This is a genomic window from Bradyrhizobium sp. in8p8, from assembly GCF_000426845.1.
GTDB lineage: Bacteria > Pseudomonadota > Alphaproteobacteria > Rhizobiales > Xanthobacteraceae > Bradyrhizobium > Bradyrhizobium japonicum_C.
The window spans coordinates 1-13,946 of sequence record NZ_AUGD01000001.1 but is presented as its reverse complement, the minus strand read 5'-3'; the positions used below and the strand labels follow the sequence as shown (position 1 = coordinate 13,946).

The following is a 13,946-nucleotide window of genomic DNA, read 5'->3' as shown; positions in this document are numbered from 1 at the left end:
GGCGATCCGCGACGTCTTCTTCTCAAGCGCTGGAGTGCAATACATGTCGACGACCCCTCATGTCCTGGCGAACGGCGATTTCCTGCAGGACTGGTCCAACACCGGCCTCATCACGACTAACGATGATTGGTCGGGGGTCGCATCGATCGTCGGCTATCTCGGCAACGATGTCGTTTCGGCCACCGGGGTGGACGCGCGCACGGCTACCGGATCGTCGTCGGGAGACGTCGACGTCATCGCCAACCAGACCAACACCGCCATCACCAATGGCGGTGTGGCCGAATTCCAGATCGCCAACCCGACGGTGGCGCTGAACGGCTCGAACAGCGCGGATGCTCCTGGCCTCGTGATCCATCTCGACGCCACCGGCCGCAAAGACGTCCGGCTGAGCTTCAATGCACGCGACCTCGACGGCGGCACGGACGACTCCGCGCAGCAGATCAACGTGCAGTACCGGCTCGGTTCGAGCGGGTCGTGGACCAACGTTCCGAGCGGTTACGCCGCCGACACCACCACCGGTGGCGCCGCAACCCAGGTGACGCCGTTCGATCTGCTGCTGCCCGCCGCCGTCGACGGCCGCAACGACATCCAGGTTCGCATTCTCACCACAAACGCCGCCGGCAATGACGAGTGGGTCGGTATCGACGACATCCGCGTCACCAGTTCATCCGAATCGTCGGTCGAAGCGCAGCACGTTGCCTTCGCGCCGGGTTCGCTTACGGTGTCGCATGACGAAGGCAACAGCGGTCCGACCGTCTATCAGTTCATCGTCGAGCGCAGCGGCGGTACCACGGGCGACGTCGCGTTCTCGGGAACGATCGCTTCGGCACAGACCGATGCGGCCGACTATGTCGGCGGCAACCCGGTCAGCTTCAGCGGCAGCATCGCGGCGGGAGAGACCTCCGCGATCGTGACCGTCACCGTTGCTGGCGACACCGACAATGAGGCGAGCGAGAGCTTCACGCTGACGCTGCAGAACGTTTCCAATTCGGTGGGCGTGACCACCACGATCGGCAGCGCCGCGACGGCGACCGGCACCATCGTCAACGACGACGTCGGCATCACAAAGATCAGCGCGATTCAGGGCAGCGGAGCCAGCAGCGCCATGGTCGGTCAGACTGTGACCGTCGAAGCCATCGTGGTTGGCGACTTCCAGAACGGCGATGCCGACGCCGGCCGCAATCTCAACGGCTTCTATGTCCAGGAGGAGACCACCGATTCCGACGGCAACGTGCTGACCTCCGAGGCGATCTTCGTCTACGGCGGCGCTACCGACGTCCAGATCGGCGACCGGGTCCGCATCACCGGTTCGATCAGCGAATATTTCGGCCTGACCGAGCTCACCGCCAGCAACATTTCGGTCGTCCAGGCCGGCGCGGTGGCCGACGTCGACACGATGGCGGTGCAGATCGACCTGTCGTCGATGGGCACCACGCTGAGCCAGGACGGCGACTACCAGCCCGATCTTGAAGCCTATGAAGGCATGCTGGTCACGATTCCGCAGACCCTGACCGTCACCGAGCAGTACAATCTCGACCGGTTCAACGAGATCAAGCTGACGGCGGGCGAACGGCCCGAGCAATTCACGCAGGAGAGCGCGCCCGACGCCGCCGCCTACCAGGCGTATCTGGCGGAGCTCGGTGCTCGCACCATCACCTATGACGATGGCCTCAACGTCCAGAACGCCGCGATCAACAATCTCGACGGCTTCGATCCGAACGACAACCCGTCCGCCACGCCGAACTACGACACCGCCGACGCGGTCCGGATGGGTGATACCGTCACCGGCCTGACCGGCGTGCTCGACTATCAATGGGCCGGAAACTCCGCCTCGGGGGCGACTTGGCGGATCCGCTCGGTCGAGGACGGCGCCAACACCTTCGAAGCCGGCGACAATCCGCGCACCGATGCGCCGGAAGACGTCGGCGGCCGCCTGAAGGTTGCGAGCTTCAACGTACTGAACTACTTCACCACGCTGGACAACGGTGGCACCACCGCGATCGGCGAAGCGCCGCGCGGCGCCGACAATGCGGCGGAGTTCGCACGCCAAACCGAGAAGCTGGTCGCGACCATCCTCGACATGGACGTCGACGTGCTGGCGCTGACCGAGCTGGAGAACGATTTCTCCGCTGCATCGTCCAGCAACGCGATCAAGTATCTGGTCGAACAGCTCAATGCCGTGGCTGGGGCCGGTACCTATGCCTGGGTCGATCCCGGCCGGCAGTTCGTTGGCGGCGACGCCATCGCGGTCGGCTTCATCTACGACACCACCGCAGTGAAGATCGCCGACGGTACGACCATCGAGACCCTCAACGACGCCGACCTGCCCGGCCTCGGCCTCGGCGGCCTGATCGGTCAGAGCACGGTCGGCGCGGTGTTCGACGGCGAGAACACCAGCCGCAACGCGCTCGCGGTGACCTTCGAGGAGCTTGCGACCGGGGAAACCTTCACGGCGATCGCCAACCATCTCAAGTCCAAGAGCGGTACCGGCTCCGGCGCCGATTCCGATCAGGGCGACGGCCAGGGCAACTGGCAGAACCAGCGCGAGCTGGCCGCCACAGCGCTGACCGCGTGGGCGGCGACCGATCCGACCGGCTCGGGCGATCCGGACGTGATGCTGCTCGGCGATTTCAACGGCTACGCCAAGGAGCAGTCGACCGCTCTCATCGAGAGCGCGGGCTATGAGAATCTGCAGGATCGCGAGGACGGCGCTTATTCCTATGTATTCGACGGCCAGACCGGCACGCTCGACTATGCCTTCGCCAATGCCAGCCTCGGCGGGCAGGTGTCCGGTGTGACCACCTGGCACATCAATGCCGACGAGGCCGACGCGCTCGACTACAATACCGACTATGGCCGCGACACCTCGATCTTCGACGGCGACTCCTCGATCCGGGTGTCCGACCACGACCCGGTGATCGTGGGCCTCAATCTGGGGGAACAGGAGCCGACTCCGGCTTACACGCTGCAAATCCTGCATGCATCGGACTTCGAGGCGGGCCTGAACGCAGTCGATCGCGCCGGCAACTTCGCGGCGATCGTCGATTATCTCGAGGAGACCTACGACAACTCGATCACGCTGTCTTCGGGAGATAATTTCATTCCCAGCCCGTTCTTCAGCGCCGGCAGCGACAGCTCGCTGAAGGAGGTCTACGAAACCGCGCTGGAAACCCGTTACGGCCTCGCTGCCGGGACGCTGAACATCTCGCCCGGCTTCGGCACCGCCGACATGGCGATGCTGAACATCATCGGCGTGCAGGCCTCGGCGATCGGCAATCACGAATTCGACGCCGGCACCAAGGCGTTCGCCGACATCATCAAGCAGACCGCCGGCTATCCCGGCGCGCAGTTCCCGTACCTCGCGGCCAATCTGGACTTCTCGGCCGATGCCAATCTCGCTTCGGTCTACACCGGCACGATCCAGGATGCCGACGCCTACACCGGCTTCCCGCCGGTGGCCGGTATCGGCAAGAAGATCGCGCCGGCCACGGTCATCGAGGAGAACGGCGAAAAGATCGGCGTGATCGGCGCGACCACCCAGATCGTGCAGAGCATCTCCTCGACCGGCGGCGTCGAAGTGATCGGCGACAATGTCGATGACATGGCGGCTCTGGCGGCAATCCTGCAGCCGACGATCGACGGTCTGCTGGCTCAGGGCATCAACAAGATCATCCTGGTCAGCCATCTGCAGCAGCTCGCGCTCGAAAAGGCGCTGGCGCCCCTGCTGCACGGCGTCGACGTCATCGTCGCCGGCGGCTCGCACACGCTGCTGGCGGACGAGACCGACACGCTCCGTGTCGGCGATACCGCTGCCGACACCTATCCGATCGTCACCGCGAACGCCGACGGCAAAACCACGCTTATCGTCAACACCTCCGGCGAATACTCCTATGTCGGACGACTGGTGGTCGATTTCGATGCTGAAGGCAACGTGATCTACACCGCCAACTCGGCGGTCAATGGCGCCTACGCCAGCACGGAAGAGGTGGTCACCTCCCTGTACGACGGCAACACCACGGTCGACGTCGACCATGACGGCGACGTGGATGCCGACGACGCCGATCCGTTTGCCGACGGCGGCCGCGGCGATCTGGTCAACGACATCGCCCAGGCGGTGGGCGGCATCATCGACGCGCAGGACGGCAACACTTTCGGCAAGACGGACGTCTATCTCGAGGGCCGTCGCAGCGAGGCTCGCACCGAGGAGACCAACCTCGGCGACCTCTCCGCCGATGCGAACCTGTGGTACGCCCAGAAGGTCGACCCGACCGTGCTGGTTTCGATCAAGAACGGCGGCGGCATCCGCGACTCGATTGGCTACGTCTATGCGGTCGGTGGCGAAGCGGTGGAGAGCCCGCCGCTGGCGAACACCAGCGTCGGCAAGGAAGCGGGCGAGGTGTCGCAACTCGATATCGCCAACTCGCTGCGCTTCAACAACGCGCTGTCGATGGTCACGGTGACCGCGGATCAGTTGCTCAAGGTGCTCGAGCACGCAGTGGCGGCGACCACGGCGACCGCGACGCCCGGCCAGTTCGCCCAGGTCGGCGGCATCGCATTCTCGTTCGACAAGGATTTGCCGGCCGGCAACCGCGTGCAGTCGGCAGCGCTGATCGATGACAACGGCAACCCGGTGCTGGCGTTGGTCGCGAACGGCGAACTGGTGGTCGATCCGGAGATTGCGATCCGGGTCGTGACCTTGAGCTTCCTGCTCACCGGCGGCGACGGCTATCCGTTCGCGAGCTTCATCACGGCCAATCCCACCTTTGCCAACGTCGTCAATCTGTCGCCAGACCTGGTTCCAGATGCGGGGCAGGAGGCGAACTTCGCCACCGAGGGCACCGAGCAGGATGCCTTCGCCGAATACATGGCGGCGAACTACTCCGACACGCCCTACGACGTCGCCGACACCGACCGGGCGCACGACGAGCGCATCCAGAACCTCGACTATCGTCAAGACACGGTGCTCGAAACAGAGGCGCTGGTGCTGGTCGGCGACGACGGTGACAACCAACTCGCCGGCGCGCTCGGAGACGACGTCCTCACCGGCCTCGGGGGCGACGACGTCCTCGCCGGGCTCGGCGGCGACGATCAACTCGATGGCGGCGAGGGCGATGATACCCTGTCCGGCGGCGATGGCGACGACACGCTGCTTGGCGGTGCAGGCGACGACACGCTCGACGGTGGCGCTGGCGACGACCGGCTGGTGGGCGGCGACGGTGACGACACCCTGACTGGCGGCGAGGGCGACGACGTCCTGATCGGCGGCGAAGGCTATGACACCCTGCAAGGCGGCGACGGCAACGACGAACTGGTGGCTGGCGCCGGCGACACCGCGGAAGCCGGTGACGGCGACGACCTCATCATCGTCTCCACCGACGACCCCGCGCCGGGCTCGATCGACGGCGGCGCCGGCAACGACACCGTCAAGCTGATCGGCGGCGGCACGGGGGAACTGATCGCCACGCTCAATGTCGAGAACCTGCTGGTGGCCGCAGGCACTTGGTCGGTGGCCGGATCGGCATCGTACGACGATGTGACGATCCAGGGCGGCGCGATGCTGGCTTCGAGCCTCGTCGTGGACAACAACGATCACGTCGCCATCGAGGCCGGCGGCGCGCTCTCTGTGTCCGGCAACGCTATCGTCTGGCAGGGCGGTGGCAACGCGGTCATCGACAATGCCGGCGAGATCTCGGGCTCGACCCGTGCGCTCACCACCACGGCGGGGGCGACCGGCTCGGTGACCCTCGACAACCAGGCCGGCGGCGTCGTCCGCGGCGCGCTGACCCCGGAACGGGCCGGTCACGCCGACGCGACCATCATCGTCAACAACGCCGGCGTGATCGAAGCGAACGGCCGCGTCATCGACTTCCGCACCTTCGACAACAACGGCGCCTCGGCGGTGATCAACAACCTTGCCGGGGGCGTCATCCGCCAGCATGGCAGCGACACCGACGTGATCCGCCCGGGAACTGACGGCGTCGTCAACAACTGGGGGACGATCACGACGGATCCGACGTTCGTGGGCGGAGGCGATCTGATCGACTTCCAGAGCGACACCGGCGGCAAGGTCACCAACTATGCCGGTGGCTGGATGGAAGGTTCGCGTCACGCTGTAACCGGTGACAATGCCGTCACCGTCATCAACAGTGGCACGATGATCGGCCGCAACGGGTCCGCCGTGAACCTGGACACCGACGGGACCGAAGCGCAGAAGGCGTTCATCACCAACCACGGCGTGATGGAGGGCCGCTCGGCCGAACTGTCCGACAGCGACGGCGACGCCATCGATGTCGACGGTCTGGTGCAGATCGTGAACTACGGCAAGATCTCGGGCCTCGGCGCCGAGGGCTATCACGACGGCGAGCCGAACGTCTCCGAAGCGATCGCGATCGGCGGCGGCAGCATCGTCAACAATGCCGGCGGCGAGATCTACGGCTACGGCCGTGCGATCCAGGTCGACAACTCCAGCAACGCCAACGCGCTGGGGGTGACGACCATCGTCAACCACGGCCTGATCAAGGGTGACGGCCACGGTCCGGAAGGGGTCACCCCCGAGGATGCGGCGCGGTTCGACCTGCGCGGCAACGAGGCGATCAACCTGGTCGGCACATATGCCGACAGCCTCACCAACAGCGCCACCGGCCAGATCGTCGGCGGCGTCTCGATGGGCGGCGGCAGCGACACGCTGAGCAATGACGGCTCGATCACCGCCACCGGCGGATCAGCGGTGAACATGGGCGAGGGTGACGATCTGATCGTCAACCGCGCCATCATCACCGGCGACGTCCTGCTCGGCGCCGGTGCCGACGAGCTGATCAACCAGAGCTCCGGCGTCATCACCGGCGACGTCAGCTTCGGCGACGGCAACGACAGGCTCGGCAACACCGGCAAGATCGTCGGCAAGGTCGATCTCGGCGCCGGCGACGACTTCGTCAACATCTGGATCGGGTCCGATATCCAGGGCCAGATCCTGCTCGGCGACGGCAACGATATCTTGATCTCCAACGACTGGATCTCGACCAAGATGGAGATCGACGGCGGTGCCGGGAATGACGAGATCTACACCTCGTTCGGTAACGACACCATCCACGGCGGCGAAGGCAACGATCGGATCTATGCCAACCAGGGCAACGACACCGTCTACGGCGATGCAGGCAACGACGAGATCTACGGCAACGACGGCGACGATCTGATCATTGGTGGTGCCGGTGACGACATCATCGACGGCGGCGCCGGGACCGACACCGCGACCTTCTCCGGCGCGATTGCCGGTTACGCGATGACGCTGAACGCCGATGACTCGGTGAACATCGCTGATCAGGCCGGCACCGACGGCACCGACACGCTCAGCAACATCGAGGAACTCGGCTTCGCCGACGGCACCTGGACGCTGCGCACCGGAACCGGCGGCAGCGATACGATCGTCGGCGGCCTTGGCAACGATCTGGTGTTCGGCGGCGCCGGCGACGACACCTTCATCGGCGGCTATGGTCTGGATCGCTACGATGGCGGCGACGGCGTCGACACCATCGACTACAGCAACATCTCGTTCAAGCTGACGATCGATCTCGACTCCGGGCTGGCCTACTATCCCGGCTACATCCCGGGCGCCGACCATCTCGCCGGGATCGAGAACGCGGTAGGCACGGCGTATGACGACACGCTGATCGGCTCGGCCGGAGCCAACACCCTGAATGGCGGCCTTGGCAATGACCTGCTGATCGGCGGCGCCGGTGACGACGTGCTGCTCGGCGGCTTCGGCGACGACGTGCTCCGTGGCGGTGCTGGTGACGACACCATCGACGGCGGCTTCGGTCAGGATCTGTTGGATCTGTCCGACGCCACCGGTGCGGTCACCATCAACCTGGTGTCCGGCACCGCGACCGGCGCAGGCATTGGCACCGACCACTTCAGCGGCATCGAGGGCTTCGTGCTCGGTGCCGGTGCGGACCATGTCACAGGCGGCAACGGCGCCGATATGTTCGATGGCGGAGCCGGTAACGATGTCATCGCCGGTGGTGCCGGCAATGACACGCTGCGTGGCGGCGAAGGCGACGATAGCGTCGACGGTGGCTCCGGCAACGACGTGATCGAGGGTGGCGTCGGCAAGGACACGTTGAAGGGCGGTTCGGGGGTCGACGTCGTCTCCGGCGGCGACGGCGACGACAACATCGATGGCGGCTCCGAGAACGACATGCTGAATGGCGGTGCCGGCAACGACACCATCAAGGGTGGCTCGGGTGCCGACATCCTCGCGGGCGATGCCGGCAACGACATCCTGTCCGGTGGTTCGGGCGCCGACGTGTTCACGTTCGCCGCCGGCTTCGGCAAGGACACCGTCACCGACTTCGCCGCCAGCGGTGGCTCGGCCGACGTGCTGCAATTCTCGAGCAGCCTGTTCGCCGACTTCGCCGAAGTGATGTCGCACACCACGCAGGTCGGCAACAACGTCGTCGTGACGCTCGATGCCGACGACACCGTGACCCTGGCCAATATGCAGATGGCCTCGCTCGCGGCAGACGATTTCCGCTTCGTCTGATCCGTCGCCGACTGAACCGAACCACGGAACGCAAGAGCGTTCCGTGGTTCTTCGCAAACGCGCTGGCGTCGATGCCGGTGAAACAAGACGGAAGACCAAACTCTAGAGACGGGCCTCGAATGTCCGCTATGGTCTTGGTTGTGTGGAAACGGACGGGTCAGAAGCGGCCGTGGTAGACGATTGTTGGAGGCTGCCGATGTCTTCGCGTGAATCGTCCAAGTAGCGGCCAAGGTTGGACGGAAGAGGCCTGTTTTCTAACGCGGAAGGCTTGCGGCGCAGACGGGGATTGCGCCGTTTCGCAATCACCTCGTCGTGGATGCGGTCGGCGCGGTTTTCCGTTCGGTACGAGAGCTTTTTCGCGCTTGCGCGAACAGTTCTGGATAGGGGTGTTAGAGGAGGCCGCGAAACAGAAATCGATCCTTGATCTTCACATTTGCCCCGGAACCGACCGTGGCCCGAGGTTTTGCGAGCCGCCGTGCCGTGCCCCTGCACGACAATCGAGCGAAATTCGCTGGTCGGAATGGATTCCGCCCGGTCGCGGTCAGGCGAAGGAACTCTTGCCCGTGGTCGAAGCTTGACTCCGTGGGCCAGCATCGCCGCCGATCGCTGGTCTGCACGGCCCCGCCTCCAAGCCCCCCATACCCCCCAAGGGTGGGGCCGTGCTTCCCAAGCAGGAGGTGCAATTGTCCGAGCCGACCGAGCAAGAGATCAGAGAACGCGCGCATCAATTGTGGGAGCAGGCCGGCAAGCCCGAAGGCCGCGAGGAGGAATTCTGGCACGCAGCCGAGCAGGATCTGCGCAACGAGGACAAGTCGAACACGTTGCGGACCCCGGATACGCTGTGACCGACAAGGCCTGCCCATTCTGCCAGGGTATTGGATGGGTCTGCGAAAACCATCCGCTCCGGGTCTGGAGCGAGAAGCTCGGCGGCTGCCGCTGCGGCGAGGGCATGCCCTGCACCTGCAACACGGCCGAGGACCCTGAAGTCAGAGTGGTGATCGTCGAAGCCGATACCACATGGCACTAGCGGCGTTGGCTGCTTCGATTCAATTGCAAAGGTGATCACTTCCCGCGCGCTCCATCCAGGGGGAACGGACCATCCAGGAAGAGAATTGAGTGTCCGCACGGCTCCGACAACGATCGTTCCCACGGCAGTTTCGCGGTGGATGAGCAGAGAAAACTAGAGCACCAGATCGACCTCGCCACGCGAGCGGCCTCGCTCGTCAGGGACGAAAGCACCGGGCAACGCTTCAGAAGCTTCGCCGATGAGCTGAAAAGAAGGCTCCTTCGCATGATGCGTCGTGGCAAGGTGCGCACTCGCGCCTATGAGCTCTGGGAACAGGCCGGCCGGCCGAGCAATCGGGAGCTGGACTTTTGGCTCGAAGCCGAACGCCAGATCGAGGATGAACGCGAGGAGCGAAAGGGCTCGGGCGCCTCATAGGCGCGTGGTGTCCGCGTCCGCTGCACGCCGTAGCCGATGCCGTTCGAAAGCAAGGAAAAAGCCGCCGGGTTCTTCACCCTGACGGCTTTGCGAAGTCCGTAGCTGTTGATCGTCTTCCCAGCCTCGTGCGTACCGCCGTTACCTTGTTTGCGGCCATGCACAATCCTTGTAGGGGAAGGCGCGTGATTCTGCTGTGATCTGGAGCACACAGTGGAGGGGATTCGGTGCAGCGTTCCGAGGCTCGCGCTGCGCCGCAAAAATAGGCGCTCACCGCCCCTCAGCTCCGATGCCACGCGGCCACATTCCACGTGATGGTGTCCCAGCCGGAGATGTCGATCATCAAGTTGTTGACGCTGGCGTTGACGACGTGGCGCGAGAGCAGCGGCAGGAACACGTTCGCCCCGCAGAAGATCTCGTCGACCTTCATCAGCAGCGCGGCGCGCTTGACCGGATCGAGCTCGTTCTGCGCGGCCTTGTAGGCCTTGTCGGCCTCGGGGTCGGAATAGCGCGAGTTGTTGCGGCCGAGCCACTTGTTGTCCTTGGTGGCGATCTCCCAGGACACGCACTGGTTCAGCAGGCGTTCCGGATCGGGCTGCGGCTGCGTCGTGTTGTACATCTCCATATCGGCATAGAATTTCGAATATGTGTCGGGATTGCCGACGTCGGAGGAGAAGAACACCGAGGCGGTGACCGCCTTGATCTCGATCTCGATGCCGGCCTTCTGGCAGGCCTGCTTGATGATGGCCTGCGTCTTCTGCCGCGGCGCGTTGGTCGAGGTCTGGAACACGTATTTGAGCTTCTTGCCGTCCTTCTCTCGGATGCCGTCCGCGCCCCTGATCCAGCCGGCCTCGTCGAGGATCTTGTTGGCCTTGTCGATATCGAACTCGTATTTCAGCTTGGGCGACTTGAACTGCTTGGGCGCGTTGACGAAGCTCGCGGTGGCTATGGCGCCGCGCCCATAGATGAACTTCTGGATCGAGTCGCGGTCGATCAGGAGGTTGATCGCGCGGCGCACGGCAGGATCGGACAGGGTCGGGTGCTTGGTCTTGACGCTGGAGCGCTCGCCGTCGACCTCGGTCCACGGGTCCGTCGTGTTGAGGATGATGAACTCGACATTGCCGGACGGCGTGATGTCGAGCTTGCCCTTGCCGCCGGCCTCCATGCGCTTGAGCACCTCCTCCTCCACCTGCATGTTCCAGGCAAAGTCGTATTCGCCAGTCTGCAGCACGGCACGTGCCGCCGATACAGCATCACCGCCGCCCTTGACCTCGAGCGTGTCGAAATGCGGCTGGTTCTTGATGTGATAGTCGGGATTGCGCTCGGCACGGATCATGTCGCCCGGCTTGAACTCGACGAACTTGTACGGGCCGGTGCCGACCGGCTTCAGATTGCCTGGCGCTTCGCGCGACTTGGCGCCGACATAGTCGCCGAAATGATGCTTCGGCAGGACCATCCCGACCGAGCCGACGAACGGATCGGCCCAGAACGGCGTCGGGGCCCTGAAGTTCACCTTCACGGTATGGTCGTCGATCTTCTCGACCTTGATGTCCTTGTAGGAGCCCGTCGTGTATGCCGCGGTGGCGAGGTCGGCGGCATACTGCCAGGTGAAGACGACATCGTCGGCGGTGAACGGCTTGCCGTCATGCCACTTGACGCCCTGCTTGAGCTTCCACACCACGCTCATGCCGTCCGCAGCAAGGCCGCCGTTCGCCTTGGTCGGAGCCTCGGCGGCAAGGCAGGGAATGAGGTTGCCCTCCTTGTCCCAGCCGGCGAGCGGCTCGAAGAAGATGCGCGCGGCGATCTGGTCCTTGGTGCCGAGCGCGAAATGGGGATTGAGCAGGGTGGGCGCCTGCCAGAGCAGGATTTTGAGCGTGCCGCCGCCGCCAGCCTTGGTCGGCTTGTAGGCAAGCGTGGCGTCCGCCATGGCGACGTCGTGCCAGGCGAGGATCTGGCTCGCGACCGGCGCGGCGATTCCGAGCGCGGCCAGTGTCTTAATGAAAGAGCGCCGCGACAGCGTGCCTTGCTTTACCTCTGCGATGCATTTGCGGATTTCGTTCTCGTTCATCAGATGACCTCCACCCTCGAAGCAACGTCGTCACCGGCTGTGTGCTCGCCAGTTCAGCACGTCGGGCTCGGCGGAGTCAAAGAGGTGCGGCGGGCCCGAGCCGCCGTAGCCGGATTGCGCGGCGCCGGCCCGATCCCGCGGGCAGCCTTGCGCCATGGCCGCTTGCCTGGAACTGCGGCAATCGACATCATCGGGACGTGGCCAACCTCGCCGACAGGGGTCGTATGATACGCCTTGCAAGCCTGAAACGCCTGGGCTTCTTTACGCGGCTGCTCGACGAGGCTCCGGCCGCCGAGCGATATCGCTTCGCGGCCGAGCAGATCGTGCACGCCGAAAGAGCGGGCCTGGATTCCGCGTGGATCGCGCAGCATCACTTCCACGAGCAGGAGGGTGGCCTGCCGTCGCCTTTCGCGTTTCTCGGTTACGCCGCCGCCCAGACCTCGCGTATCCGCCTCGGCACCGGCATCGTCACTCTGCCGCTGGAGAATGCGGTCAGGGTTGCAGAGGACGCCGCGGTGCTCGATCTCCTCTGCAACGGGCGCTTCGAACTCGGCGTCGGCACCGGCGGCAACCCGTCCGCCTTTGCCGCCTTCGGCCTCGATAGCGCCCAACGCAACGAGATCTTTGCGCGCAATCTCGAGATCGTCCGCACGGCCTTGCTAGGCAAGCCGCTCGCCGGTGGCGATACGCTCTATCCGCAGCGGCCGCAATTGGACAAGCGCATCTGGCAGGCGACATTCTCGGTCGCGGGCGGCGCCCGCGCCGGCAAGGCCGGCGATGGCCTCATGCTGTCGCGGACGCAGCCGCGATCCAAGGAGGCGCCCAAGGCCACGCTCGCCGAGATCCAGAACCCGATCATCGATGCCTATCTCGGGGCGCTGCCACACGGCTGCGAGCCGCGCATCATGGCATCGCGCAGCGTCTTCGTGGCCGACGACCATGGCGAGGCGATGCGCTTCGCAGAGATCGGACTGCGCCGCGCGTTGCCGCAGTTCCTCAAGGGCGGCCACGCCAGGCCGGGCGAGACCCTGCAGGAAATGATCGCGGCGTTTGATACCCATGTCGGTACCGCCGACGAGGTCATCGCTTCGCTCCGCTCGGATGCCACGCTGGAGCGGGTGACGGATCTGGTGTTCCAGGCGCATTCGGTCGATGCGCCGCATCCTTACGTGCTGCGCTCGATCGACCTCGTGGCAGAAAAGGTCGCGCCGGCGCTGGGCTGGACCGGGACGGCGGCATCCGACGGGGCGCTGGCGGGCTCGCCGGGATGAGCATCATGTCATTGTAAGTCGTCACAGCGCCGAGGCGATAGCGCCAGGTCCCGACACCCGTGCTGGGCCTTGAAGCGCGGCCAGCTCTGCGCGCGCCCGGTCCGGGTGCGTTGGAATTGCACTGGTCAGTATGACCATCCTATGAAAAGATCATACTGATGGCGGGACGGGGCGTGTAACGGACGGAATGTTTGGCGTGACGAAATTGTCTTTGCGGGCGGTCGAGCCCGGAATGGCGTTGCTGTTCGGCGGGCTTATCGCCGCCAACGTCGCTGCATGGGCCTGGGCCTTCGCGGCGTTCGGCGACCGGCCGACCATCATGGCGACCGCGCTGCTGGCCTGGGTGTTCGGCCTTCGCCACGCCGTCGATGCCGATCACATCGCCGCCATCGACAACGTCGTGCGCAAGCTGATGCAGGCAGGTGAGACGCCGCGCAGCGTCGGCCTCTATTTCGCCCTCGGCCATTCCACCGTCGTCGTCGTCGCGACCATGCTGCTGGCATTCGGCGTCGTCAGCCTTGGCGGCGACAGCCTGCTCAAGGAGATCGGCGGCCTGATCGGGACATCGGTGTCGGCGCTGTTCCTGCTCGTAATCGCAGCCATCAATCTCGCCATCTTCGCCGGCCTGTG

General features: G+C 64.9%; 7 protein-coding genes. 6 read left to right on the top strand and 1 reads right to left on the bottom strand.

Features of this window, described 5'->3' with window-relative positions:
* The first annotated feature begins 43 nt into the window (after positions 1-43).
* The 4 genes from K408_RS0100035 to K408_RS43215 all read left to right on the top strand — a co-directional run bounded on the left by K408_RS0100035 (position 44) and on the right by K408_RS43215 (position 9,980).
* The gene (locus K408_RS0100035) at positions 44-8,539 is read left to right on the top strand and encodes an ExeM/NucH family extracellular endonuclease (RefSeq protein WP_024337753.1); all 8,496 of its coding nucleotides are present in this window, start codon (positions 44-46) and stop codon (positions 8,537-8,539) included.
* Positions 8,540-9,222: 683 nt separating this feature from the next.
* A complete protein-coding gene (locus tag K408_RS37430) occupies positions 9,223-9,384 on the top strand; it encodes a DUF2934 domain-containing protein (RefSeq protein ID WP_080654833.1) in 162 nt (53 codons plus the stop codon).
* Complete coding sequence (locus K408_RS0100025) at positions 9,381-9,566, top strand: hypothetical protein (RefSeq protein ID WP_024337754.1); 186 nt, start codon at positions 9,381-9,383, stop codon at positions 9,564-9,566. The genes K408_RS37430 and K408_RS0100025 overlap by 4 nt, the downstream gene beginning before the upstream one ends.
* A 264-nt stretch (positions 9,567-9,830) precedes the next feature.
* Positions 9,831-9,980, top strand: coding sequence for a DUF2934 domain-containing protein (locus K408_RS43215; protein WP_210349564.1), 150 nt, complete (start codon positions 9,831-9,833; stop codon positions 9,978-9,980).
* Between the two features lie 277 nt (positions 9,981-10,257).
* On the opposite strand, the gene K408_RS0100015 is transcribed toward K408_RS43215, so the two are convergent.
* Positions 10,258-12,045, bottom strand: a complete 1,788-nt coding sequence (locus K408_RS0100015) for a peptide ABC transporter substrate-binding protein (RefSeq protein ID WP_024337756.1) — start codon at positions 12,043-12,045, stop codon at positions 10,258-10,260.
* A 224-nt stretch (positions 12,046-12,269) separates the two neighbouring features.
* On the opposite strand from K408_RS0100015, the gene K408_RS0100010 reads away from it, so the two are divergent.
* Together K408_RS0100010 and K408_RS0100005 are read left to right on the top strand one after the other, a co-directional pair.
* Positions 12,270-13,316: a putative FMN-dependent luciferase-like monooxygenase gene (locus tag K408_RS0100010; protein WP_024337757.1), complete on the top strand. Its 1,047-nt coding sequence runs from the start codon at positions 12,270-12,272 to the stop codon at positions 13,314-13,316.
* Positions 13,317-13,548: 232 nt separating this feature from the next.
* Positions 13,549-13,946 (top strand): HoxN/HupN/NixA family nickel/cobalt transporter (locus tag K408_RS0100005; protein ID WP_491018463.1); only part of this gene is annotated, 398 nt, incomplete at its 3' end.

Bases quoted from the DNA above. Each gene is read 5' to 3' on its own strand.
- K408_RS43215 (WP_210349564.1), top strand. From the start codon at position 9,831: ATGATGCGTCGTGGCAAGGTGCGCACTCGCGCCTATGAGCTCTGGGAA.
- K408_RS0100015 (WP_024337756.1), bottom strand. From the start codon at position 12,045: ATGAACGAGAACGAAATCCGCAAATGCATCGCAGAGGTAAAGCAAGGC.
- K408_RS0100035 (WP_024337753.1), top strand. From the start codon at position 44: ATGTCGACGACCCCTCATGTCCTGGCGAACGGCGATTTCCTGCAGGAC.
- K408_RS0100010 (WP_024337757.1), top strand. From the start codon at position 12,270: ATGATACGCCTTGCAAGCCTGAAACGCCTGGGCTTCTTTACGCGGCTG.